The sequence below is a fragment of the Meridianimarinicoccus sp. MJW13 genome, from assembly GCF_014901205.1.
Taxonomy (GTDB): Bacteria; Pseudomonadota; Alphaproteobacteria; order Rhodobacterales; family Rhodobacteraceae; genus Meridianimarinicoccus.
The window spans coordinates 176,021-199,967 of sequence record NZ_JACNMU010000007.1 but is presented as its reverse complement, the minus strand read 5'-3'; the positions used below and the strand labels follow the sequence as shown (position 1 = coordinate 199,967).

The window sequence follows — 23,947 nt, the reverse complement described above, 5'->3', positions numbered from 1 at the left end:
CTCAGACCGTCTTGAGTTGCGGTTTGGGCGACTGCGTTGCGGTCTCGATGCCGTTGGAGTCGATGAAGTCCAAAACCAGCGGGCGGATGTTGCTGCGCCAGCTTTTGCCCGCGAAAATACCGTAATGGCCAGCACCCGGTTCCAGGTGTGCGGCCTTTTTCGACTCTGGCAGGCCGGTGCAAAGCCGCAGTGCAGCAAGGCACTGGCCGGGCGCCGAGATGTCGTCCTTTTCGCCTTCGACCACCTTCACGGCGACCGTGGTGATCTTGCCGATGTCGATTTTGTGACCGGCGACGGAAAATTCATTGCGCGCGATTTCGAGATTCTTGAACACCCGCTCCACGGTGGACAGGTAGAACTCGGCCGGCATGTCCATCACCGCCAGATACTCGTCATAAAAGCGGTTGTGGTGATCGTGATCCGAGGCCTCGCCCTTGGCGACGCGCAGGATCTGGTTGAAGAAGGCCTCGCCATGGCGGTCGGCGTTCATCGACATGAAGGACGACAATTGCAGCAGGCCCGGATACACCAGTCGCCCCGCACCGATATAGTTGAAGCCGACGCGCTGGATGGCGACTTCTTCCAACTGGCCCATGGTGATGCGGGCGCCGAAATCGGTGACGTCGGTGGCTGCGGCATCGGGGTCGATCGGGCCGCCGATCAGGGTCAGGGTCTGGGGCTGGGCGTCGGGGTTCTTCTCGGCCAGATAGGCGGTGGCGGCCAGCGTCAACGGGGCTGGCTGGCAGACCGCGATGACATGCAGATCGGTGCCCAGATGCTCCATGAATTCGGCCAGATAGAGGGTGTAATCCTCAATATCAAACTTGCCTTCCGACACCGGAATGTCGCGCGCATTGTGCCAGTCGGTCAGATAGACGTCGCAGTCGGGCAGCAGCGAGATCACGGTTGACCGCAGAAGCGTGGCATAGTGACCCGACATCGGTGCCACAAGAAGCACCCGGCGGCGCTTCGGGCCACGGCCCTGAACTTCAAACTTGATGAGGTCACCGAAGGGACGTTCGACCACCGCATGAGTCGTGACCACATGGTCGCGCCCGTCCTCGCCCACCACCGAGCTGATGTTCCAGTCCGGCTTGGCGATCATGCGTGAAAAACTGCGCTCCATGACCTCGCCCCAGGCCGCCATTACCTTGAATGCAGGTGTCGGAAACAGGCCGGTTGCCGGATAGGAGCCGAAAGCGCGGGCCGTTGCACCAAGCCATTGGTTGGTGTTTCGAACCGTCTCCATCAGGTCATAAGTTGCCATATAACGCATCTGTAACTCCTGTCGGGGTTCCCCCCCGTAACAATTCGTCGCTTTGGCCCCCCACCTTAGCGGCGGTACATATATCGGGCATGAACCTACGGGGGAAATCGGGACATGACAACTGACGAAAATGCTGCAGGCGCAGAACTGGATCGGCTGAACGAGAATCTGAGCAAGATGGAAGAGCTGTCCCAGCGTCTGGTCACTGCAATGGCGCACAAGCGCGCTGTCGACCCGGGCCTGCACGGACCCAAGAAGGAATTGTTTGCCAAGGCGGCAACAGCTTACGTGCAGGAGGCCTTTCAGAACCCGGCCAAGCTGATGGAACATCAGGTCGGCTATTGGGGATCAATGCTGAAACATTATTTCGAGGTCCAGAAAGCACTGGCATCCGGGCGTCTTGTCGCGCCCGAACCGGAAGGGGGGCAGCCGACCGACAAACGCTTCTCGAACCCGCTGTGGAATACCCATCCGTTCTTCAGCTACATCAAGAACAACTACCAGCTGACCTCCGAGGCCATCGAGAACGCCATCAAGGATATCGACGGGCTGGACGAGGACGAGAAGAAGAAGGTCGAATTCTTCACCCAGCAGATCGTCGACATGCTGTCGCCGACCAACTTCCTGGGCACCAACCCGGACGCGCTGGAACGCGCCGTGGAAACGCAGGGTGAGTCGCTGGTCACCGGGCTTGAGAACCTCGTGGCGGATATCGAGGCCAACGACGGCGAGCTTCTGGTCACCCTGTCCGATCCCAAGGCCTTCAAGGTGGGCGAGAACCTGGCCACCACCGAAGGTTCGGTCGTGTTCCGCAACCGCCTGTTCGAACTGATCCAGTACAAGCCCACCACCGAGACCGTCCACGCGACCCCGCTGATCATCTTCCCGCCGTGGATCAACAAGTTCTACATCATGGACCTGAAGGAGAAGAACAGCCTGATCAAATGGATTGTCGATCAGGGCTACACGCTGTTCGTGGTCAGCTGGAAGAACCCCGACGGAAGCTATGGCGATGTCGGCATGGACGACTATATCGAAAGCGGTTTCCTGACCGCCATCGACGAAGTCAAGAAACTCACCCGCCAGAAAGAAGTCAACGCGGTGGGCTACTGCATCGCCGGGACGACGCTCAGCCTGACTTTGGCGCTGATGGCCAAGCGCGGTGACAAGTCGGTCAAGTCGGCAACCTTCTTTACCACCATGACCGATTTTTCGGATCCCGGCGAAGTGGGGGTGTTCCTGGACAACAGCTTTATCGACGGTGTCGAACGCGAAGTGGCGGAAACCGGCATCTTGAACAGTTTCTTCATGTCGCGGACGTTCTCGTTCCTGCGGGCCAACGATCTGATCTACGCGCCCGCCACCCGCCGCTACATGATGGGCGAGGCGCCGCCGGCCTTCGATCTGCTGCACTGGAACGGCGACAGCACCAACCTGCCGGCGCGCATGGCGGTCGAATACCTGCGCGGGCTGTGTCAGAACAACGAATTCGCCGAAGAGGGCTTCAAGGTCTGCGGCGAGGTGCTGAAATCTTCTGACGTGAAGACCACTTTCTGCGCCATCGCCTGTGAAACCGATCACATCGCGGCGTGGAAGGCCTGCTACAACGGGTTCCAGAAGTTCGGCAGCCGGTCGAAGACTTTCATCGTGTCGGAATCCGGCCATATCGCCGGGATCATCAACCCGCCCTCGAAGAAGAAATACGGCCACTACACCAACCCGGACATGAAGCTTCCGGCGGATGAATGGCTGTCGGGGGCCGATTTCAACGAAGGCTCGTGGTGGCCGCGTTGGGAAGAATGGCTGAAGAAGAAATCCGGACGCATGGTTGAGGCCCGCGAACCCGGCGATTCGGATCATCCGGTTTTGGGTCCGGCACCCGGAACCTATGTGGTTCAGCGTTCAACTGGTTGAATTTGCTGACAAAAAAATAATGCTGCAACGCAGAAAAAATGCTTGAAATGCTGCGTTGCAGCAGCCATATTGTGTCTCAGGAACAGCACGGTGCACCGCGCAGTGGACACCGACAACTCAGGAGAGATACCATGGCTGCTACCAAAGCAAACGACGTGACCAAGATGATGCAGGAAATGATGGGTTCGTTCCCTGTTGACACCAAAGCCATCCAGGACGCCTTCAAGACCCAGGCGACCCTGAGCGAGAAGATGTCGAAAGTGGCTCTGGAAGCCGCCGAGAAGTCGACCGAGATCTCCTCGAAGTGGACCAAAGAGACCCTGGCCAAGCTGGCCGCTGTCACCGCCGTCAAGGACGAGCCCGCCGACTACGGCAAGGCCGTGACCGATTTCGCTTCGGCCCAGGCCGAAATGACCTCGGAAGCCCTGGCTGCCTTCGCTGAAGTCGCCAAGAAAGTTCAGATGGAAACCGTCGAACTGATGCTGGCCGCTGGCAAGGACATCTCGGAAGACGCGACTGCCGCCGTCAAGAAAGCCACTGCGGACGTGACCGCAGCTGCCAAGAAAGCGACCACCGTCGCCAAGTAAGCAACGTCTGTCGCAAGGACAGGTGTCGTATTGTAGAAAACTCTGTGTTTTTGGGGTTTTCTGAAGAGCGGGCGTCAAGCCCGCTCTTTTCTTTTGTGAAGAACCCGTCATACTCTGCATTGCAGCAAACCCAGTCGGAGGATGACCGTGGCAGACAGTGACAAGCCGTTGTTGATCAAGCGCTATGCAAGTCGGCGTCTCTACAACACGGAAACAAGTGATTACGTAACCCTGGACGATATTGCCCGCTTCATCCGCGAAGGACGCGAGGTTCAGATTGTCGATCTGAAAAGCGGCGACGACCTGACCCGCCAGTATCTTCTGCAGATCGTGGCAGAGCACGAAAGCAAGGGCGAAAGCGTCCTGCCGATCGCGGTGTTGACCGATCTTGTGCGCAGCTACACGACCCAGGCCAACAGCGTTGTGCCGCAGTTTCTGGCCATGTCCTTCGAGATGCTGCGCGACAGCCAGTCGAAGATGATGGAAAACTTCACCCATATGCCCACCCCGATAAACCCGATGTCGGGGATCGAGGCCATGCAGCGGCAGCAGAAAGCCTTTCTGGCGTCGATGATGCCGGGTTGGAAGGGCGGGCCGGGCGGCACCATGCCAACGCCCGAAGCCACCGAAGGCCAAAGCCCCGTCGAAGAGGCAACCCCGGTCCCGGAAGACCTCAGCAACGACGAGCGTCAGGAACTGGAAGACATCAAGTCCCAGCTGGCGGAACTCAAAGAGAAGATGACGAAGCTGGGCAAATGATGGCCCGCACGTCGCGACCGGGTTGTGATCCCGCCGGGACACGGGCCTGATGGCTGACAGCCCCGGTCGCATTTCCTTGTGGATGGTGGAAGTCTTTGCCGCCATCTCCGAAGAGCGATCGATCTCCTCGGCAGCGCGTCGGCTGGAGGCCAGCCCCTCGGCGGTCAGCCAGCAGCTCAGCAACCTTGAGGCCGGGCTTTCGACCCGGCTGGTGGACCGCAGCGCACGGCCCCTGACACTGACCCCCGAAGGCCACATCTTCCTGCGCCGCGCGCGCAACATCCTGGACGAGGCGGATCTGGCCCGTGCCGAATTGGCCAGCCGCGACATGGCCAATCTGGCGCGCTTTCGTCTGGGCATGATCGAGGATTTCGATGCCGATGTGACGCCGCGCCTGCTGACCGAGATGGCCGAAGATCTGCGCGCCTGCCGCTTCCTGCTGGAGACCGGCGCCAGTCACCGTTTGGTCACGCAGTTGGAAGAACGCGCGCTGGATGTGATCGTGGCGGCGGATACCTCGGTTGCGGCGGACTGGATGGAAGTGCATCCGCTGCTGATGGAACCCTTCGTCGCCGCACTGCCCAAGGGCGGGGCCGAGCCTGTTACACTGGCCGATCTGCGGGATCTGCCCTTCGTCCAATACACCCAGCGGCATCACATGGGCCGCCAGATCGCCGCGCATCTGTCGCGCCAGAACGTTTCGCTTCTGCATCGGTTCGAGATGGACAGCTATCACGCCATTCTGGCGATGGTGGCGCAGGGGGCGGGATGGACCATCCTCACACCGCTGGGATTTCTGCGGGCGCATCGGTTCTTTGAAGACGTGCGGATCTGTCCGCTGCCGATGGAGCCGCTGTCGCGCAGGATCTCGCTGCATGCCCGGCGCGAGGTCATGGGCCGGGTGCCGGCTCAGACCGCCGCGCGGTTGCGGGCCATCCTTCAGGATATGATCGTCGCGCCCTCCATCCGGCAGATGCCGTGGCTGGCAGGACAGTTGAAGGTGCTGGACAGCGGCCCGGGCGCGACGGCGCCCTAGGTGCCGTAGGCGCGGGTGTCCTTGACGTCGGCCACCGCCATCAGAATTGCCCCGGCAATGAAATCCAGTTCGGGCCGGGTCAGCCGTGCGGGCAGGCGCGTGTCGCAGGCGCGCATCAGCATTTCGCGGGTTTGGGGCAATTCGGGCCGGTCATCCAGGAACTGCCAGTTCCAGAAGGCGCGGGCATTGTCGGTGGACAGGCCGAAGATCTGGATCGAGACACCCCGCGCGGCGGCGGCGGCCTGAAAATCGCGGGCCTCTTCATCGGTAAAGCCCTGAAGGTTGAATTGCAGAGAATCCGGCGCCCGAACCTCGGGCGGCAGCGCGTCGGGAACTTCCAGCCAGGGCGAGGTGTTCAGTTGCGCGGCCACATGGTCATGATTGGCACGGCCATCGCGCACCCGGCGTGGCAGTTCGGCAAGCTGGGCCCGGATCAGCGCCGCCGACAGGTTGTTGAGCCGGGTGTTGTACAACGGCAGCTTGTTCTGCCAGTGCGCGACTCGCCCCGAGATGGCTGCGTGCTTCTTCCAATTGTGCTCGTAAGCGCCGGACATGATGACGGCGCGGGCGGCGATGTCATCGTCATCGGTGATCAGGATGCCCCCTTCGCCCGCGTTCAGCAGCTTGTAGGACTGGAACGAGAAGCAGCCGACCCGGCCCAGCGTGCCGATCTTGCGGCCATGCCATTCGGTGCCCAGCGAATGCGCCGCATCCTCGATCACGGGCAGGCCGCGCGCTTCGGCCAGGCGCAGGATCGCATCCATATCCGATGTATGGCCACGCATGTGCGAGATCAGGATGGCCTGCACGTCATCGGTCAACTTGGCTTCGAAATCGGCCATGTCGACCCGATAATCGCGCCCGACCTCGACCAGCACCGGCGTGCAATCCGCATGCACCACGGCCGAGGGGACGGCGGCAAAGGTGAAGGCCGGGACCAGAACCTTGGCACCGCGCGGCAGATCCAGCGCCTTGAGCGTCAGGAACAGCGCAGCCGAGCAGGAGGCCACGGCCAGTGCGTAACGGCTGCCCATCATTTCAGCGAATTCCGCTTCCAGCAGCGCCACCGGAGACGCCTCGGACGTGTAGCGGAACAGATCGCCGCTGCTCAGCAGGCGGGCCACCTCGGCGCGGGCGGCTTCGGGGATCGGTTCGGCATCATAGACGTTCGGGGCAGAGGCTTGCGGCATGTTCGGATTTCCTGAAAATCATCTTTCGAAAATCCGTATAACATGGCTGGCGCAAATTGCATGCCCTTGTTTCCCGAAAAACCGGGGCGGTGTGACATGACGAAAAGCCGGGCGGGGTCAGATGCCTAGGCGGTCGCGCAGGGAAAACCATGTCATGGCCAGCGCCAGCAACGGGCTGCGCATTGCCGGGCCGCCGGGAAAGGCGGGTGTGGGCAGGCGCGCCATCAGGTCAAAACGCTCTTCCGTGCCGGCGACGGTTTCGGCCAGGATCTGCCCGGCCAGCGTTGCCAGCGCCACGCCGTGCCCGGAATAGCCCGAGGCTGACAGCACGTTGCGCTCGGGCCGATGGAAATGCGGCAGGCGCGAGCGGGTGATCGCCAGCGTGCCGCCCCAGGCATAGGTGATGCGGGCATCGGCCAGTTGCGGATAGATCTCCAGCATCGGCTTGCGCACCAGCGCCGCAATGTCACGCGGGAACCGGTAGCCATAGCTTTCGCCGCCGCCGAACAGCAGCCGTCCGTCGCCGCCACGCCGCCAGTAGTTGACCACGAAGCGGCTGTCGGCCACCGCTATGTCGCGCGGCAGGATCTCGGGGGCGATCTCGCCCAGGGGTTCGGTGGCCACGATGAAATTGTTGATCGGCATCACCCGCCGCGCCACCTGGGGCGACAGTTTGCCAAGGTAGCCGTTGCAGGCCAGGATCACCTGCCGGGCCCGGACGCTGCCCTGGGACGTGCGCACCACGACCTGCTCGCCGGGGTCCAGTTCCGTTACCTCGCTTTGCTCGTGCAGCTTGACCCCAAGATGCTGCGCGGCGCGGCCCAGACCGATGGCAAAGCGCAGCGGGTGCAGGTGTCCGGCGCTCCAGTCGATCACCCCGCCGCGAAACAGTTGCGAGCCGGTTTCGGCCTCGACCTCGCGCGGGCCGAGGATCTCCAGCTTGTCGTGGCCATAGGTGCGGCGCAGATGCTCGGCCTCGGTGCAGGCGTGCTGCCAGCCGGCCCGGTTGTGGCAGACATGGGCCACCCCGTCGCGCCAGTTGCAGTCGATCTTGAGGTCGTCGATCAGGCTGCGCACCAGGGCCTTGGCGTCTTCGCCCATGTCCCACAGCAGGCGCGCGTCCGCGTCGCCCATCAGCTTTTCAAGGTCCGGCTGTTCCACCCGCTGGCCCGAGCCGACCTGGCCGCCGTTGCGCCCCGAGGCACCAAAGCCGATGCGTTGTGCTTCCAGCAGCCGCACGTCAAACCCCCGCCGCGCCAGATGCAGCGCCGCCGACAGCCCGGTGTAGCCGCCGCCGATCACGCAGATATCGGTGCGCACCTCATCCTTCAGCGCCGGGAAGGGGCCAATCGGGCCCGAGGTCGCCGCGTACCAACTGTCGGGATAGACGCCGGGCCGGTCATTTTCATGCAGCAGGTTCATACGTTCATCAGCAGGTGTTCACGTTCCCACGGAGAGATGACTTGCAGGAACTCATTGTATTCGGCGTCTTTCACGATCTCATAGACCCGTGCGAAATCCTCGCCCAACAGGTCGCGCAGGCCACGGGCATCGGCGAACAGTTCCAGCGCCGAGAACAGCCCCCAGGGCATGTCCGCCTCGCCGCTGTAGGCGTCGCCGTTGAACATGGCGCGCGGCTCGACCTTGTGCTCCAGCCCCAGCAACCCGCAGGCCAGCGACACGGCGATGCCCAGATAGGGGTTGCAATCCATGCCCGCCAACCGGTTCTCCACACGGCGCGAGGCCGCGTCCGAGATCGGCACCCGGATGCCGGTGGTGCGGTTGTCGCGTCCCCATTCCAGGTTGATCGGTGCCGCGTGGTCGCGCACGTAGCGGCGGTAGGAGTTCACATAGGGCGCAAAGATCGCCACCGCTTCGGGCAGATGGGACTGCAATCCGCCGATGAAATGGCGGAAAGCCGGGGCTTCGCTGCCATCGGCCTGTGAAAAGATGTTCTGGCCGGTGGCCCTGTCCAGCACCGAATGGTGGATGTGCATGGCCGATCCCGGCTCCTGCTCGATCGGTTTGGCCATGAAGGTGGCGAAACAATCGTGGCGCAGGGCGGCCTCTCGGATCAGCCGCTTGAAGTAGAACACTTCGTCGGCCAGTTTCACCGGATCGCCGTGACGCAGGTTGATCTCGACCTGACCGGCGCCGCCTTCCTGGGTGATGCCGTCGATCTCGAAGCCCTGCGCTTCGGCGAAATCATAGATGTCGTCGATCACCGGCCCGTATTCATCGACCGCCGACATGGAATAGGCCTGCCGCGCCGCCGCCGGGCGGCCGCTGCGGCCCAGCATCGGTTCGATGGCACGGGCGGGGTCAAGGTTGCGGGCGACAAGGTAGAATTCCATTTCCGGCGCCACCACCGGTTCCAGGCCGCGATCGCGATAGGCCTGCACCACCCGTTTCAGCACGTTGCGCGGGGCGAAGGGGATCGGATCGCCCTTGGCATTCACCGCGTCATGGATGACCTGAAGGGTCCAGTCGCCGGTCCAGGGCGCGGCGCTGGTGGTAGAGTAATCCGGCACCAGCACCATGTCGGGTTCGGTGAAGCCCGAAGGCCCCGCAGCTTCGCCCCAACCGCCGGCGATGGTCTGGAAGAAGATCGACTCGGGCAGGTAGAAATGCTTCTGGCGGGCGAATTTCCCGGCTGGCACGGCCTTGCCGCGCGCGATGCCGGGCAGGTCCGAGATGATGCATTCGACCTCGTCCAGCCGATGGCCCTCCAGAAAGCTGCGGGCGGCTTCGGGGGCCTCGGAGAGCCAGGCGGGCGGAGCTTTGGTCATGGTCTTCCATCTGTGTTGCGGTCGGCCTGGCCGGACCTGCGGCTTCGGGGCAACGTGGCACGGTCAGCACGATCTTTTGCGCGTGCAGCGACGCTAGCCCCGTGCGGTGCAAGCGTCCAGTGTTCAGACGGCCTCGAAGGTTTCCAGCGCCAGCCGTTCGGGCGACAGGCCCTCGCACAGCCGCTGTTCCTGACGTTTCAGCCGTTGCAGCATGTCGATCAGCAGGCCGGGAAAGATCCGGGCCATCTTGGGCGAGGATTCCCAGCGGGCGATGGCCTCGTCCCAGTCGGTGGGGATCATCAACACGCGCTGGCCATAGGCATTGCCCATGATCGGCTCGGGCGGGGTCAACTCGTCTTCCAGCCCCATGAAGGCCGCGCCCAGGATGGCGGCCATCACCAGATAGGGATTGGTGTCGCTGCCGGCCATGCGATGCTCGATCCGGCGATGGGCGTTGGCGCCGCCGGGAATGCGGATGGCGGTGGTGCGGTTCTCGTAGCCCCAGCTGGCGCCGGTGGGGGCATGGCTGTAGGGCGCGAACCGGTCATAGCTGTGGGCGTGGGGCGCGAAGATCAGCGTGGCGCCCGGCATGCCCGCGATCAGCCCGGCCACCGCGTGATGCAGCAGTGCGGTGCCGGTCATCACGCCGTTGTCGAACAGGTTGCGGCCCTTGCTGTCGGTGATCGAGAAATGCACATGCAGCCCGTTGCCCGCGTCGCCGTCGAAGGGCTTGGCCAGGAAGGTTGCGGCCATGCCGTGCTTGCGTGCCATGCCGCGCACCAAAGTCTTGAACAGCCAGGTGTCATCGGCCATGCGCATGGCGGGTCCGTGCTGCAGGCTGACCTCGAACTGCCCGATCCCGCCCTCGGAAGACGCCGCCAGCGGGCGTAGCCCCATGGCCTCGGCGCCGTCGTACAGGTCATCGAAGAAGGCGGCGAAGCGGTCCATCTCGGCCACGCCGGTGATCTCGCCCGCGAACAGGGGCCGTCCGACGCCGGGCGCATGCACCGGGGCCAGCTTGCCGGTGCGGTCGTCCACCAGGGTGAATTCGATCTCGGTGCCCGCCACCACCTTCCAGCCCTTGCGGTCGAAGCGCTTCAGCACGCGGGCCAGCGCGTGGCGCGGATCGGCCTGAAACGGATTGCCGTCTTCGGTATACATCCACATGGGGATCAGGGTGGCGGGCTGGTCCAGCCAGGGCATCAGCACCGGGCCGCGCTCGGTGCAGCGCAACTGCCCGTCGGCATCGCCCGAGGCAAAGACCAGCGGGCTGTCTTCGACATCGCGGCCCCAGATGTCCAGCGACAGTGCCGACAGCGGCATCCGCTGGCCACCGTATTCCAGCATCGCCGCCTGAGAGCCCGGCAGACGCTTGCCGCGCATCTGGCCGTTGAGATCGGCACAGGCGGTGCGCAGGCTTTTGGTCTCGATCTCCATGGCGTTACCGGATGACTTGCGGGCGGATGCGCAGGCGGCGCCGTTGCGTGGCCGGAAGGTGCCGGTTCAGGCGCCGGTTGATATAGCCGAACAGCGCGATAACGCAGAGGGTCAGCACGATGAAATAGCCCGCGAAGATGGGGTAGGGCACGAAGGGGTTGAAGGTCTTGTCGGCGAAGTAATTCGCGTAATACAGCGCGTCGCCCATCTGTTGCCAGGCCGGAAAGCCCGAAAAGAACACCAGCGCCGTGGCATGGAACAGGAAGATCGCCTCGTTGGTGTAGGATGGCCAGGCCAGCCGCAGCATGGTGGGCCAGGTGATGCGCCGGAACTTGGCCCAGCCCGACAGGCCGTAAGCGTCGGCGGCCTCAAGCTCTCCCTTCGGGACCGAGCGCAGGGCGCCATAGAAGATTTCCCCGGCATAGGCCGACGTGTTCAGGAACAGCACGATCAGCGCCCCGGCCCAGGCCTTGGTCAACCAGCGGGTCTGGGCGGTCAGTTCGACAATGCCCAGATTGATCTCGATCCCGTTGCGCGGCAGCATCACGAAGGCCTGGTAGGCCAGGAAGAACTGGATGAACAGGGGCGAGCCACGGAACAGGAAGATGAACCATTCTGACGGCTTGCGGATCAGCGGGTTGGGCGCAGCCTTGCCAAGAGCCACGGCAGTGGCCAGGAAAAACCCCAGCAACAGCGCCAGCAGCCCGAAATAGATATTCCACAGCATGCCCGAGCCGATCAGCGTGAACTGCTGGCACAGGGTGAAGTCGGATTTCGGCAACAGGCGTTCGCCAATGCCAATGGACCGCAGGCCATAGTCCTGAATGGTGTCCCAGCAGCTCATGCCTCGGCCTTTCGCTGGGCGTCGCCGCCCATGGTGGCCTGCCCACGGGACAGGCGGGTCGTCATGCCCGAGAAGAACCGTTCCGACAGCGAGGTCAGGGTCAGGTAGAAGACCAGTAGCGCCGTGAAGTAATACAGCCGCCAGTCGGGATGCGGATAGGCGTAGGTCGAGGTTTTCGAACCGCCCAGTTCCCGCGCCCAATAGACGATATCCTCGACCCCCAGCAGGAACAGCAGCGGTGTCGCCTTGATCAGGATCTGCCAGAGGTTCGACAGGCCGGGCAGGGCATAGACCCACATCTGCGGCACCACGATGCGCCAGAAAGTCTGATGCCGGGACATGCCATAGGCCTCGGCGGTTTCCACCTGTCCGCGCGGCACCGCGTTCATGGCGCCATACAACACGTTGGCCGCAAAGGCGCCGAACACCACCGCGAAGGCCAGCACCGCCAGCGTGAAGCCATAAGCCTCATGCACCCATTGGGCCGAGCTTGATTGCGGCAGCTTGGCGATATCGCAGACCACGAAGTCGCTGCCCTGGCGCACCGGGAATTCCCAGTCGGGGCATTTGGTCTTGTGCCGCAGCCATTCGAACCCCTGATCCATGGCGATCGGTACGAACAGGAAAAACGCGATGTCCGGCACGCCGCGCACCATGGCGGTATAGCCCTTGCCCAGCCAACGCAGCGGCGCAATCTGCGACCGGGCTGCAACAGCACCGAAAAAGCCGAACAGCAGCGCGATGGGGGCCGTGATCGCAAGCAACAGCAGCACCGTCCCGAAGGAGGTGTAGAACGCCATGTGCTTGCCCGTGGTCAGGTAACAGGCAAGCCAGGTCATTCCTTCAATCGCGTCGGGGTCTGTGCAGAAGTCGAACACTGAGAGCGGAACCGATCATCGTCGTGGGACAGTCGGTGCAGTATGGCGGCGGTCTTGGGGCTTGTCACCCGGCAACCAACGCCATTTGCAGCCGTGCCCTGTCATGGAGCGGCCCGGTCGAGGGATCAACCGGGCCGCCTGGCAATCTCACGTCTGGTCGCGTGACCGGATCAGAACAAGGCGCTGGCGGGCAGCCATTTCTGGATCAGCTCGTTCAGCGTGCCGTCGTCCTTCATGGACTGGATCGCGGCGTCCAGCGTGGCTTTCAAATCGCCGTCGCTTTCACGCAGGCCGATGCCCAGGCCGCCGCCCAGGATCACGTCTTCGCTGACGAACATCAGGTCGGCATCTTCGGCCACGAAGGGCTCAAGAAACCCCTTGTCGGCAATCACCGCGTCCACTTCGCCGTTCTTCACCGCGGCGATGGTTTCGTCTGGCGTGGAAAATTCCACCAGCGTCGCCCCGCTTTCGGCCACATGGCTGGCCTGGATCGTGCCGGTCTGGGCCGCGATCACGCCAGCGTTCAGGTCCACGTCCTCGGACATGGCAACATAGGCCGAGGGATCCGGCGGCGCATAGTTCTGGGTGAAATCGATGACCTCGTCGCGTTCGGCGGTGATCGACATGCCCGCGACGATGGTGTCGTAGTTGCCCGACACGAGGTTGGGGATGATGCTGTCCCATTCGTTGGTGACCCATTCACAGGTCAGGTTGGCGCGGGCGCAGGCTTCGTTGCCGACGTCAACGTCGAAGCCGTCGACGTTGCCCGCATCATTGATGAAGTTGTACGGAGGGTAGGCGCCTTCGGTGCCCATGCGCACCACATCCGCTGTGGCAACAGTTGCGGTCAGCGCCAGGGCGGCGGTGCCAAGTAGCAGTTTTTTCATAGAAAACTCCCGTGTTGGTTTGGTTGGACCCGGTCTACGCCGGTTGAGAATGGGACAGGAACTGGCGCAGCCGGTCCGAGCCCGGTGCATCGAACAACGTCTCGGGCGGCCCCTGTTCCTCGATCAGCCCATGGTGCAGGAACACCACGTGGCTGGAGATGTCGCGGGCCATGCGCATGTCGTGGGTCACGATCAGCATGGTGCGGCCTTCAGCGGCCAGATCCTTGATAACCTTGATGACTTCCTGTTCAAGCTCGGGGTCGAGCGCCGAGGTCGGCTCGTCGAACAGAAGCGCCTGCGGCTCCATGCAGAGCGCGCGGGCGATGGCGGCGCGCTGTTGCTGGCCGCCGGACATCTGCGCCGGGTAGACATCGCATTTGTCGCCGATGCCGACCTTGTCGAGCAACCCGCGCGCGCGCGCCTCGACCTCGGCCTTGTCCTGGCGCAGCACCGTGACGGGGGCTTCCATGACGTTTTCTAGAACCGTCAGATGCGCCCAAAGGTTGAATTGCTGAAACACCATCGACAGGTTGGTGCGCACCCGCAGCACCTGCTTGGCATCGGCGGGGCGGCGATTGTGGCCCTCGCCCTTCCAGGTGATGGGTTCGCCATCGAACAGGATCTCGCCGCGCTGGCTGTCTTCCAGCAGGTTAAGGCAGCGCAGGATGGTGGATTTCCCGGACCCGGACGAGCCGATCAGCGAGACCACATCGCCCTTGTGGGCATTGATCGACACGCCCTTGAGAACCTCCAACTGACCATAGGCCTTGTGAAGCTCTCGGATTTCGATGACCGGTTCTGTCGCCACGCTTGCCCACCCCTTGCGCGATTCATCCGGGGATTACGGTGTAAAAAGGGCAGGAATACAAGGCTTGCCGGGCTGGTACGGCGGAAAAACCCGCGTGTGAACAGTATGACGCCGCGTCAGAGCTTCGATTGTACGCGCTGGCGCGCAAGGTTGCTGTCGCGATCGTTGACGCCCAGGAAGCTGGCGACCATGCGCAACACGCTGTCCTCTTCGCCGTCGCGGGCGCCATCGGCCAGCACCACGGCCCAGAGGGCTTCCAGCACTGCGGTGCGGTCCTCGTAGGGCACGGCCTCCTTGATCGCCTGGGTGAAACGCACGGTGTCGGGGGCCTGGGCCTCCAGCGCCTCGCCCTTTGCGCGCAGATCCGTGGCCTCGAAGGGCGACAGGCCATAGCGGGTGGCAAGGATACGGTCGATGCGGTCGATCTCGGCATCGGCATAATCGCCGTCCGAGCGTGCCACGCGCACCAGAAGCGCCGCCAGCGCCAGCCTTGCGTCGGCATCGGGCAGCGGCTTGGGATCGGGGGCCATCAGGCCTTTCAGAAGCGTTCCAAACATGGCCGCAGGCTAGGCCGGTGAGCGGCGCGGGCCAAGCCCTGAAATGGCAAAACCCGCGTCTGGAAAGCGTCTGGAAAAGGTATGGCGGACGTATGGCTGCCCGCCGGATCCGGGCGGCGGCCTCAGTCGAGGCAGAGGAACAGGAATTCGGTGCCGCCGTAGCCGGGCAGCGCCTTGGACGACGCCAGTTGCGAGGTGCCCTTGCCGCCGCGCTGACAGGTTTGCGTCGCCATCGTATAGGCCGACCCCACGGCGCCGCCCGCCGGCAGGGTCACGGTCACGCTGTCGCCGTTATAGGCCGAAACGAAGGGGGCCGGCACGACACAGGCGGCCAACAGCGGCAGGGCGGCAAACAGGGCGAAACGGGTGGGGGTCATGGCAAGGTCTCCTGAGTGTTTTGGTTACCCTAGCGGGAAATTCGGACCGGTCCATGCGGGAATCACCCCAGTGGGCTCTCTGCTGCGGGGCGAAACTGTGCTAAAATGACGCAAGGTCAATCAAGGGGAGAAACGACCGATGCCAACATTCATCATGACCGCCAATCTGACGCAGCAGAGCATTCAGGGGATGATCGACAAGCCCGAGGATCGCCGCGCGGCGCTGGGCGCGCTGTTCACCGCCACCGGTGCCACGCTGAAGGATCTGTATTTTACGGCCGGCGAGCGCGACATCCTGATGATCGTCGAGTCGGACGATCCCAACGCGGCGGTGGCCGCGGCGATGGTGGCCGGCGCGTCGGGGGCCGGGACCGGCATGCAGACCGTGCGCGCCTGGACCCCGGCGGAATTCGCCGAGATCGCGAAGGCCGCCGGAGCGGCGGCGGCGAGCTATCGCAAGCCGGGGGATTGAGGGGGGTCTTGGGGACGGTATGAAACAGTTTTGGTGATGTTTCTTGATAAATGTCGGACACCCAGTCGGACGCGGAGAGTTGACCGAGGTTCAATCGCTTCCGGGCGAATTCTGCCGGGGACTGTCCCCTTGGATGTCCGGCGTTTGCATACGTCTCGCTTCGCTGGATTCCAAAGTCTGCAACAATTTATGACCGTAGCGTGTGCCGAAAATGATACCGGGGCCCACGGCGCCCAAGATCAAGATCGCAGACATTCCGGCCATAAAGTAGAACAACTGGTCGTCGTGTTTGAAATCCGTGTCTGCCAAGCGCTTTGCCTCGGCCACAAGCAACTCTGTTCGGGCGAGAATCTCGGTCTGTTTTGTCAAAATTTTTTCAATATCTTCGTTAGATATATTGAAATCAAACTGGCCTTCGGTGCTGGAACTGTGACTGCCGAGCCGCGTGTCTAGGTCTGCCACTTCTGTTCGCAAAAAGACCGCTTCATTCTCAAGTTTTGAAGAATATAGCGGAGCTGTGCCAAATGCGCGTGCGAGGATCAAAAGGACAAGAAGAATAACCCCGCATAGGAACATGACGCGCCTTTGCCGGTGATAACTGGTCACGTCTTCTAAAAATCCGTCGACGAGCTTGCGGATTCCGTCTTGCGGGTCAAATTGCGTCATTGTTCGTTCCCTGCAGCTTTGGATATCAGTTCAGAAAGCTGTTGGTCAATTAGACGAGCTTGACTTAGGCCACTTGCCGAGGCTGCGAAGTCCTCAGAAATAGCTAGCGGCCCATTTAACCGGTGAAGAAACTCGCGGGCTTGTCCAACGATCTTTTTTCGCTGAGCATCCAGTTCACGATCTTTGAATTTTACCCCATCTTGGGTCAAGATTTCAACCAAATGTTGCGTTCGTTGGCGCGCTGTATCTGTAGAGAGGACCGGGACGAAAGGATGCAAAGGGTCAGCCAATGATAGTGGGGATTTGTTTCGGATCTGTGCCGCAATGCGACGATCAGGTTCCGGTCGTTCTTCCTGCGTGGATTCGGGAGGTTTCTGCGCTGAAGAGAAATAGTGCAGAAAGTACACGAATATGCCTATTCCAATCAGGACAAGGCCTTGTTCGAAATTTGACGCACTATCGGGTTCGACATCGAAATGCTTTTGAAAAAGGGGTTCAATGAATGGAATCCACCAAACAACCGTCATCTTTGCAACGCCAGCAGAAACAAGTAGGGCCGCAGCTTTCACTGGCCATGGTCGGCGAATGATTTCGCGGATCAGTTCGAAAACTGATTGGAGAAAATCACCTATGTTCCGCAATGGTGATCCTTGGTCTAGGCTCAGGACCCATTGATTTCCGGCGATCAGCGTGATTCACCGTTCGAAAAACGAGCGGTGACATGTCTGATCTCTTCTGGCTTAGCGACGCGCAGATGGCGCGGCTTGCGCCTTTCTTTCCCAAGTCTCACGGCAAGCCCCGCGTCGATGATCGTCGCGTGTTGAGCGGAATTATCTTCATCAACCGCAATGGCTTACGTTGGCGGGATGCGCCTGCCGCATACGGTCCGCACAAGACCTTGTACAACCGCTGGAAGCGGTGGAGTGACAAAGGTGTTTTCGCGAGGATGATGGCTGGGCTGGCCGCCGAACACAGTGAAGAAAAGACCGTGATGATCGACGCGACGTATCTGAAGGCACACCGCACCGCGTCCAGCCTGGGCGTTAAAAAGGGGGGCGTGGCCGCCTGATCGGCCGAACCAAGGGCGGTATGAATACAAAGCTGCACGCCGTCTGCGACAGCCTGGGGCGACCAATCAATCTCTTCGTCACCGCCGGGCAGGTGAGCGATTACATCGGCGCACGGGCATTGGTGAGCAGCCTGCCGAATGCCGAGTGGCTGCTCGGGGACCGGGGCTATGACGCAGACTGGTTCAGAGAAGCATTGAAAGACAAGGGGATACGAGCCTGTATCCCCGGCCGAAAGCAGCGCAAGACAGCCATCAAGTATGACAAGCGTCGATACAAGCGCCGCAACCGCATCGAGATCATGTTCGGAAGACTGAAAGACTGGCGGCGTGTGGCCACTCGCTACGACCGGTGCCCAAAAGTCTTCCTCTCAGCCATCGCATTGGCCGCAACCGTCATGTTCTGGCTTTGAGACAAGAACGAGTCCTGACCCTAGACTAGCCTGCTCACATCCTTCGCCGCCCGCACGAAATCCGCAAACAGCGGATGGGGGGCGAAGGGTTTGCTTTTCAGCTCGGGGTGGAACTGGACGCCGATGAACCAGGGGTGGTCCTTGACCTCGACGATCTCGGGCAGGCGGCCGTCGGGCGAGACGCCCGAGAACACCAGCCCGTGGTCTTCCAGTGCGGCGCGGAAGCTCATGTCCACCTCGTAACGGTGGCGGTGGCGTTCCTCGATCACCGTGGTGCCATAGGCCTTGGCCACGGTGGAGCCTTCTTTCAGATGCGCGGTATAGGCGCCCAGCCGCATGGTGCCGCCCTTGGCGTCGGTCTTCTTGCGCGCGACCGTGTGGTTGCCCTGGATCCATTCCTTCAGGTGATAGACCACCGGGGTGAAGCGGGCCTCGCCGGCCTCGTCGTCGAATTCTTCCGATCCGGCGTCGGGGATGCCGGCCAGGTTGCGCGCCGCCTCGATCACCGCCATCTGCATGCCCAGGCAGATGCCGAAATAGGGGATCTTGCGGGTGCGGGCGAATTCGACGGCCTTGATCTTGCCCTCGGTGCCGCGCTCGCCGAAGCCGCCGGGGACGAGGATGGCGTGGAAGCCTTCCAGATGCGGGGCCGGGTCTTCCTTTTCGAAGATCTCGGCGTCGATCCATTCGGCGCGGACCCTGACGCGGTTGGCCATGCCGGCATGGGTCAGGGCCTCGGCGATGGATTTATAGGCGTCTTCCAGCTGGATGTACTTGCCGACGATGGCGACGCGGACCTCGCCTTCGGCATGGACGATGCGGTCGTGCACGTCGTCCCAGCGGGCCATGTTGGGGCGCGGCGCGGGCGAGATCATGAAGGCGTCCAGAACCGCCTGGTCCAGCCCCTCGGCGTGATAGGCCAGCGGCGCGTCGTAGATCGAGGTCAGGTCCTGTGCGGCGATCACCGCCTCGGGGCGGACGTTGCAGAACAGGGCCAGCTTCTCGCGTTCTTTCGCCGGGATCGGCCCTTCGGAGCGGCACACCAGGATGTCGGGGGCCAGACCGATGGAGCGCAACTCCTTGACGCTGTGCTGGGTCGGCTTGGTCTTCAGCTCGCCGCTGGCCTTGATGAAGGGCAGCAGGGTGAGGTGCATGAACAGGCATTGGCCACGCGCCTTGTCCTGGCTGAACTGGCGGATGGCTTCGAAGAAGGGCAGGCCTTCGATGTCGCCGACGGTGCCGCCGATCTCGCAGAGCATGAAATCGACCTCGCCGTCGCCGATGTCGATGAACTCCTTGATCTCGTTGGTGACATGCGGGATCACCTGGATGGTCTTGCCGAGGTAGTCGCCGCGGCGTTCCTTCTCCAGCACGTTGGAATAGATGCGGCCCGAGCTGACGCTGTCGGTGGCGCGGGCGGCGACGCCGGTGAAGCGTTCATAGTGGCCAAGGTCGAGGTCGGTTTCGGCGCCGTCGTCGGTGACGAAGACCTCGCCGTGTTCGAAGGGCGACATGGTGCCGGGATCGACGTTCAGATAGGGATCGAGCTTGCGCAGCCGGACGGTGAAGCCGCGGGCCTGCAGGAGCGCGCCAAGGGCCGCCGAGGCCAGTCCCTTGCCAAGCGAAGAAACCACACCGCCGGTGATGAAGATGTAACGTGTCATGTTTGGCTGCTCCCCCGCGACGAGCTCGATTCGGCAAAAGCGCTTCGCTGCTGCGAAACGCTGCATCACGGGATTCAAGAAGTACAAGATTTAGGGGTGATCCGCAACATCCTGTGAATGTTGCGGTGTCGATTTCAGTGGATAGGGGCCGGAAGGGCCGTCCGGATCACTCGGCGCGCGGCGGCAGGGCCGGGGCATCGCCGGTGCTGGGCGGCAGCAGGCCGCCTTCGGCGCCGGGCAGGGTCGGCGGCGGCGCGGTCTCGTCAACGGCCGGTGCGGTCACCTCGGGCTGGGCGGTCACGCGGTCCAGAACCGAGCTGCCGGCGGAATTCTTGGCCGCGACGATGGTCAGGGTGATCGAGGTCGCGATGAAGGCGATGGCAAAGGCCCATGTCAGCTTGCCAAGGGCCGTGGCCGCGCCGCGGCTGGACATCACGCCGCCGCCGCCGCCGCTGCTGCCCATGCCCAGACCGCCCCCTTCGGAGCGTTGCAGAAGCACCACGCCGATCAGGCTGAGTGCCAGAATGAGATGGACGATGAGCAGGACGTTTTCCATGAACCGGGCCTTCGTTGGATCAGGTGGCTACTTATGGGATGTACCGCAATACCGCAAGCCCGGTCTGGCGACTTGCGGGCCAGTTTCCGACCTTGGGGGGCTGAATGCGGCGCGGTATCATTCGGCCGGGCGCGGCTGTCGGGTGCTGTTGCGGTCGAAATGGTCCAGCAGCGCCGAGGTGAGCAGCGCGCCCACCCACATGCTGAACACCGCCAGCCAGGCGGTCAGCGCGAAGATTGCGCCGCCCGAAACGCCCGCACCCACCGCACAGCCGCCCGCCAGCATCGAGCCGAAGCCCATCAAAACCGCGCCCACGAGGTAGCGTTCCATGCGGGTGCTGGAGTCGAACCGCTGCAGCTTGAATTCTCCGGTCAGCAAGGCGGTCAGGGCCGAGCCCAGAAACACCCCCGGCACCAGCCCCAGCGAGAACGACAGGGTCAGGCCGCGTTCGTTGATCAGCGCCATCAGCGTGTCGGTGGAAGGGCCGGTGAAGGTGACGCTTGAGACCGAGACGGGTTCGAACGACAGTTGTGCCACCGCGTATGTGCCGACCCAGCCCAGAGCCACCGCAAGCCCCACGCCGAAGGCCGCAAGGAGGCGCGAGGCACCCATGGGGCTGCGCAGCACCAGCCAGACCCCCAGCGCCAGCAGCATCGCCCCCAGCGCCAGCCCCAGGCCACGGTCCAGCCCCAGCACCGCCAGCAGGTCACGGGCAGGACCGCCGTCCACGGTCCAGATGTTGAACAGCGCTTCGCGGCTTGGCGACAGGATCCCGCGATAGGCGGCCTGCGCCACGATGGTCAGCACCAGCCCGGTGACCAGCGCCCGCATGTTGCCGGTGGCCGAGAGCACCAGCAGACGCGAGGCGCAACCGCGCGCCAGGATCATGCCCGCGCCGAACATCAGCCCGCCGATGATGGCGCCCGACAGGCTGCCCAATGCGGCGATCTGCCGGGACTGCCCGGTGTCCAGCCAGCCCAGCAGCACCGCGCCCTGGGTCAGCAGCAGGGCGGCGGCGAAGACGATCAGCCAGACCCCCAGACGCGGCCCGGCCTGACCGCTGCCGACCTCGATGGTGGCGGCGCGCAGGCAGAACCGGGAATGCTGGGCCGACGCGCCGAACAGCAGGCCGACGATCAGGCCGAGCGTCGCCAGAACCTCGGCGTCGCCATAGGTGTTGAGCAGCTCTTCAAGCATCCGGGGCATCCCTGCGGTGTGATGCGGCCAGCCTGCGGCCCGCCGCGGTCCTTTGCCATGACATGCGTCAAGGCCTCGGGGTCAGAAGGCGGCGGCCTCGGTCGCGATGTCGTCCAGCAGGCTTTGAACCTCCTGCATGGCGCCGTCGGGATAGTGGCGGTAGCCGATCACGACGTCGCCGTCGCGATCGGCCACGAAGATGCCATAGGGGCAATGGGCGATGTTCATCGGGTCGGCCTCCATCACCGTGCGCGAGGTCACGGCCGAGCAGAACAGGAACACATCCGCCGCCGCGAACAGCGTCACCTCGGAACCGACATCGGCGCCGGTGCGGGCCAGCATCTCGCCCACGTGGCTGACATAGTCGATCACCAGCCCCTTGCCGACGATGGCGGTTTCCACCGCGAAAGTGGCGTCTTCGAAACTGCCGTCGAAAGGATAGGTGGTGACACCGTCGGCTTGCGCGGCAAGGGGGGCGGCCAGCAGGGCGAGAGGGGCGAGGGCTTTGGTCAACCGCATGAGGGGTTTCCTTTGAAGAGGGGCCTTCGGGGCCGGACCCCGAAGGCGGGGACGTTCAGCCGAACATGTCGGCGGTGATACCGGCGTACCAGCCGAGGCTTTCCTCGTAGGTGGCCTTGCGCAGGTTGGCGTCTTCGCCGGTCTGGCTGATGAAGCCGTCCACCTTGGCGATTTTCTCATCGGTGGCCTGATAGGAGGCGCCGACCTTGACGCCGTCGTCGGTGGCGATCAGCGACCAGCAGGTGTTGGAGAACCGCGCCGGGAACACCTTGGAGCCGGTCAGCGCCCCGCGCACGGCCATGGCTGCGACCTTGGCCTGGCTGTTGGCGGAAAAGCCCGATTTCGGCATGTCGCCCTGCTGGCTGGCATCGCCCAGGACGTGAATGTTCTCGTCCATCCGGCTTTGCATGGTGGCGGGGATCACCGGCGCCCAGCCGGCGTCATTGGTGATCCCGGCCAGTTCCGCGATGCGGCCGGCCTTCTGGGCGGGGATGACATTGGCCACATCGACCTTCTCGACCTCGCCGTCGATGACGATCTCCATGCTGTCGGGGCGCACCTCGACCACGTCGCCGCCGAAATCGGGGCCGATTCGCGAGATCATGCCGGGGTAGTGATGTTCCCAGCCTTCCTCGAACAGCCCCTGTTTCGAGAAGTTCTCCTTGGGATCGACGATCAGGATTTTCGCGGTGGGATTGGACTGCGACAGCACATGGGCGACCATCGACACCCGTTCGTAAGGGCCGGGGGGGCAGCGGTAGGGGTTGGGCGGGGCGATCATCGCAAAGGTGCCGCCTTCGGGCATCGCCGCGATCTGGGCTTTCAGAAGCTGGGTTTGCGACCCGGCCTTGTAGGCGTGCGGCATGGCATTCTGGGCGGCCACCGACCAGCCGGGCACCGCACCCTCGACAAAGTCGATGCCGGGCGAAAGGATCAGCCGGTCGTAGGGCAGCACGGCACCGCTGGCCAGTGTCACCATCCGGGTGTCACGGTCGACGCCGGTGGCCCAGTCGTGGACCACGTTGACCCCCCCCACAGCCAGCCCGCCATAGGTATGGGCGATGTCCTCAAGCCCGGTGAACCCGGCCATGTAGAGGTTCGAGAAGAAGCAGGTGAAATAGGTGCGCGAGGGTTCGACCAGCGTCACGTCGATGGCGCCCTGGCTGTCCTTGGCGATATAGCGCGCGGCGGTGGCCCCGCCGGCGCCGCCGCCGATCACCACCACGCGTGGCTTGCCCTGGGCGCGCAGCATCGGCGCGGACAGGCTGGCGGTTGCGGTGGCCGCGGCGGTCGCGGCCAGGAAATGGCGTCTGTTCAGGGTCATCGGGGTCTCCTCCTTGCGGGAATGGGGCCGGTCACTCCTCCAGCCGGGCGAAATAGGCGGCCAGCGCGGCGATCTCTTCATCCGACAGCCGTCCGGCCATCATCTGCATCACCGGGTGCGGGCGCAGCTTCTGCTTGTAGGCGTGCATGGCGACCACGAAGTCCTCTTCGGGCCAGAGCGTGATCGCCGGGATGCCGGCGTCGCCGCCGTCGCGCTGATGGCAGGTGCTGCATTCGCTGGACAGATAGGCACCGTAGTCCGGGTCGCCCTCGATCGCCAGGATCGCCGGATCGAGATCGGGCAAATCGGCGCGGGCGGTCGGTTCGGCCTCGGGGATGTCCTGCGGGCTGGCGGTAAAGCGGCGCAGGTAGGCCATCACGTCGGCCCGGTCCTGGGGATCGGAAAAGCCGCGAAAGCTCATCCGGGTGCGGCTGACCAGCGCGCGGGGGTTTTCCAGATAGGCATCGATGGTGTCGAGATGCCAGACCAGCCCGTCGGCCCCGGCGCGCACCATGCTTTTGGAATAGGCAAAGCCGTCCAGCCCGGCGGCAGGACGGCCATAGATGTTGTTCAGATGGGGGCCGACGCGGTTGATCGCCCCGGCACCGACCTGATGGCAGCCGCTGCACTGGGAGAACAGCGTCTGGCCGCGGGAGGCGTCGCCGATCTGACCGGCGGCATGGGCGCCCGGAGCCAGCAGGCCCAGGGTGAAACCCAGCAACAGGCAGAGCCGCGCCATC

The 23,947-nt window shown here is 63.4% G+C and carries 25 protein-coding genes; 6 read left to right on the top strand and 19 right to left on the bottom strand.

The window, feature by feature from the left end:
- Position 1: 1 nt before the first annotated feature.
- The gene (gene phaZ / locus H8B03_RS14125) at positions 2-1,276 is read right to left on the bottom strand and encodes a polyhydroxyalkanoate depolymerase (protein WP_193142520.1); all 1,275 of its coding nucleotides are present in this window, start codon (positions 1,274-1,276) and stop codon (positions 2-4) included.
- Positions 1,277-1,381: 105 nt separating this feature from the next.
- Between phaZ and H8B03_RS14120 the strand changes: the two genes are divergently transcribed.
- The 4 genes from H8B03_RS14120 (at position 1,382) to H8B03_RS14105 (ending at position 5,563) form a co-directional block, all read left to right on the top strand.
- Positions 1,382-3,181: an alpha/beta hydrolase gene (locus H8B03_RS14120; protein ID WP_193142519.1), complete on the top strand. Its 1,800-nt coding sequence runs from the start codon at positions 1,382-1,384 to the stop codon at positions 3,179-3,181.
- A gap of 131 nt (positions 3,182-3,312) precedes the next feature.
- Positions 3,313-3,768, top strand: a complete 456-nt coding sequence (locus H8B03_RS14115) for a phasin, PhaP (protein WP_193142518.1) — start codon at positions 3,313-3,315, stop codon at positions 3,766-3,768.
- A gap of 147 nt (positions 3,769-3,915) precedes the next feature.
- The gene (gene phaR / locus H8B03_RS14110; RefSeq protein WP_193142517.1) at positions 3,916-4,527 is read left to right on the top strand and encodes a polyhydroxyalkanoate synthesis repressor PhaR; all 612 of its coding nucleotides are present in this window, start codon (positions 3,916-3,918) and stop codon (positions 4,525-4,527) included.
- A 49-nt stretch (positions 4,528-4,576) separates the two neighbouring features.
- Entirely contained in the window at positions 4,577-5,563 is a 987-nt protein-coding gene (locus H8B03_RS14105) for a LysR family transcriptional regulator (RefSeq protein ID WP_193142516.1), read from the top strand.
- On the opposite strand, the gene H8B03_RS14100 is transcribed toward H8B03_RS14105, so the two are convergent.
- The 10 genes from H8B03_RS14100 to H8B03_RS14055 all read right to left on the bottom strand — a co-directional run bounded on the left by H8B03_RS14100 (position 5,560) and on the right by H8B03_RS14055 (position 15,330).
- Positions 5,560-6,753 (bottom strand): DegT/DnrJ/EryC1/StrS aminotransferase family protein, encoded by a 1,194-nt coding sequence (locus tag H8B03_RS14100; RefSeq protein WP_193142515.1) that lies wholly within the window; start codon positions 6,751-6,753, stop codon positions 5,560-5,562. The genes H8B03_RS14105 and H8B03_RS14100 overlap by 4 nt on opposite strands.
- Positions 6,754-6,870: 117 nt before the next feature.
- Positions 6,871-8,175, bottom strand: a complete 1,305-nt coding sequence (locus H8B03_RS14095; RefSeq protein WP_193142514.1) for an FAD-binding oxidoreductase — start codon at positions 8,173-8,175, stop codon at positions 6,871-6,873.
- Entirely contained in the window at positions 8,172-9,542 is a 1,371-nt protein-coding gene (locus H8B03_RS14090) for a glutamine synthetase family protein (RefSeq protein ID WP_193142513.1), read from the bottom strand. Before H8B03_RS14090 ends, H8B03_RS14095 begins: the two co-directional genes overlap by 4 nt.
- 123 nt (positions 9,543-9,665) lie before the next feature.
- Entirely contained in the window at positions 9,666-10,979 is a 1,314-nt protein-coding gene (locus tag H8B03_RS14085) for a glutamine synthetase family protein (RefSeq protein WP_193142512.1), read from the bottom strand.
- Positions 10,980-10,983: 4 nt separating this feature from the next.
- Positions 10,984-11,823 carry an ABC transporter permease gene (locus tag H8B03_RS14080; RefSeq protein WP_193142511.1) on the bottom strand — a complete coding sequence of 280 codons (840 nt, stop codon included), beginning with the start codon at positions 11,821-11,823 and terminating at the stop codon, positions 10,984-10,986.
- Positions 11,820-12,701 carry an ABC transporter permease gene (locus H8B03_RS14075; RefSeq protein ID WP_193142510.1) on the bottom strand — a complete coding sequence of 294 codons (882 nt, stop codon included), beginning with the start codon at positions 12,699-12,701 and terminating at the stop codon, positions 11,820-11,822. Before H8B03_RS14075 ends, H8B03_RS14080 begins: the two co-directional genes overlap by 4 nt.
- A gap of 170 nt (positions 12,702-12,871) precedes the next feature.
- Positions 12,872-13,588 (bottom strand): transporter substrate-binding domain-containing protein, encoded by a 717-nt coding sequence (locus H8B03_RS14070; RefSeq protein ID WP_193142509.1) that lies wholly within the window; start codon positions 13,586-13,588, stop codon positions 12,872-12,874.
- 34 nt (positions 13,589-13,622) lie between these two features.
- On the bottom strand, positions 13,623-14,396 hold the full coding sequence (locus H8B03_RS14065) for an ABC transporter ATP-binding protein (RefSeq protein WP_193142508.1): 774 nt from the start codon (positions 14,394-14,396) through the stop codon (positions 13,623-13,625).
- A 116-nt stretch (positions 14,397-14,512) separates the two neighbouring features.
- Entirely contained in the window at positions 14,513-14,953 is a 441-nt protein-coding gene (locus tag H8B03_RS14060) for a TerB family tellurite resistance protein (protein ID WP_193142507.1), read from the bottom strand.
- A 122-nt stretch (positions 14,954-15,075) separates the two neighbouring features.
- On the bottom strand, positions 15,076-15,330 hold the full coding sequence (locus tag H8B03_RS14055) for a hypothetical protein (protein WP_193142506.1): 255 nt from the start codon (positions 15,328-15,330) through the stop codon (positions 15,076-15,078).
- A gap of 139 nt (positions 15,331-15,469) precedes the next feature.
- Here H8B03_RS14055 and H8B03_RS14050 point away from each other — a divergent pair, with 139 nt between their 5' ends.
- Complete coding sequence (locus H8B03_RS14050) at positions 15,470-15,802, top strand: GYD domain-containing protein (protein WP_193142505.1); 333 nt, start codon at positions 15,470-15,472, stop codon at positions 15,800-15,802.
- Between the two features lie 90 nt (positions 15,803-15,892).
- Here H8B03_RS14050 and H8B03_RS14045 read toward each other — a convergent pair whose 3' ends face one another.
- Together H8B03_RS14045 and H8B03_RS14040 are read right to left on the bottom strand one after the other, a co-directional pair.
- Positions 15,893-16,468: a hypothetical protein gene (locus H8B03_RS14045; RefSeq protein WP_193142504.1), complete on the bottom strand. Its 576-nt coding sequence runs from the start codon at positions 16,466-16,468 to the stop codon at positions 15,893-15,895.
- The gene (locus tag H8B03_RS14040) at positions 16,465-17,109 is read right to left on the bottom strand and encodes a hypothetical protein (RefSeq protein WP_193142503.1); all 645 of its coding nucleotides are present in this window, start codon (positions 17,107-17,109) and stop codon (positions 16,465-16,467) included. The genes H8B03_RS14045 and H8B03_RS14040 overlap by 4 nt, the downstream gene beginning before the upstream one ends.
- A gap of 80 nt (positions 17,110-17,189) precedes the next feature.
- Between H8B03_RS14040 and H8B03_RS14035 the strand changes: the two genes are divergently transcribed.
- Positions 17,190-17,947, top strand: a protein-coding gene (locus H8B03_RS14035; RefSeq protein WP_193142502.1) for an IS5 family transposase whose coding sequence is annotated in 2 segments (ribosomal slippage) — positions 17,190-17,514 and positions 17,514-17,947 — 759 coding nt in all. Because the reading frame shifts where the segments join, the coding sequence is not laid out codon by codon here.
- A 20-nt stretch (positions 17,948-17,967) separates the two neighbouring features.
- On the opposite strand, the gene H8B03_RS14030 is transcribed toward H8B03_RS14035, so the two are convergent.
- The 6 genes from H8B03_RS14030 to H8B03_RS14005 form a co-directional block, all read right to left on the bottom strand.
- Positions 17,968-19,611 carry a CTP synthase gene (locus tag H8B03_RS14030; protein ID WP_193142501.1) on the bottom strand — a complete coding sequence of 548 codons (1,644 nt, stop codon included), beginning with the start codon at positions 19,609-19,611 and terminating at the stop codon, positions 17,968-17,970.
- Between the two features lie 166 nt (positions 19,612-19,777).
- A complete protein-coding gene (gene secG / locus H8B03_RS14025; protein ID WP_193142500.1) occupies positions 19,778-20,167 on the bottom strand; it encodes a preprotein translocase subunit SecG in 390 nt (129 codons plus the stop codon).
- 117 nt (positions 20,168-20,284) lie between these two features.
- Entirely contained in the window at positions 20,285-21,364 is a 1,080-nt protein-coding gene (locus H8B03_RS14020) for a YeeE/YedE family protein (RefSeq protein ID WP_193142499.1), read from the bottom strand.
- Positions 21,365-21,445: 81 nt separating this feature from the next.
- The gene (locus H8B03_RS14015; protein ID WP_193142498.1) at positions 21,446-21,883 is read right to left on the bottom strand and encodes a DUF302 domain-containing protein; all 438 of its coding nucleotides are present in this window, start codon (positions 21,881-21,883) and stop codon (positions 21,446-21,448) included.
- Between the two features lie 55 nt (positions 21,884-21,938).
- Positions 21,939-23,207: an NAD(P)/FAD-dependent oxidoreductase gene (locus H8B03_RS14010; protein ID WP_193142497.1), complete on the bottom strand. Its 1,269-nt coding sequence runs from the start codon at positions 23,205-23,207 to the stop codon at positions 21,939-21,941.
- A gap of 31 nt (positions 23,208-23,238) precedes the next feature.
- Positions 23,239-23,946, bottom strand: coding sequence for a c-type cytochrome (locus H8B03_RS14005; RefSeq protein WP_193142496.1), 708 nt, complete (start codon positions 23,944-23,946; stop codon positions 23,239-23,241).
- Position 23,947: the final 1 nt, after the last annotated feature.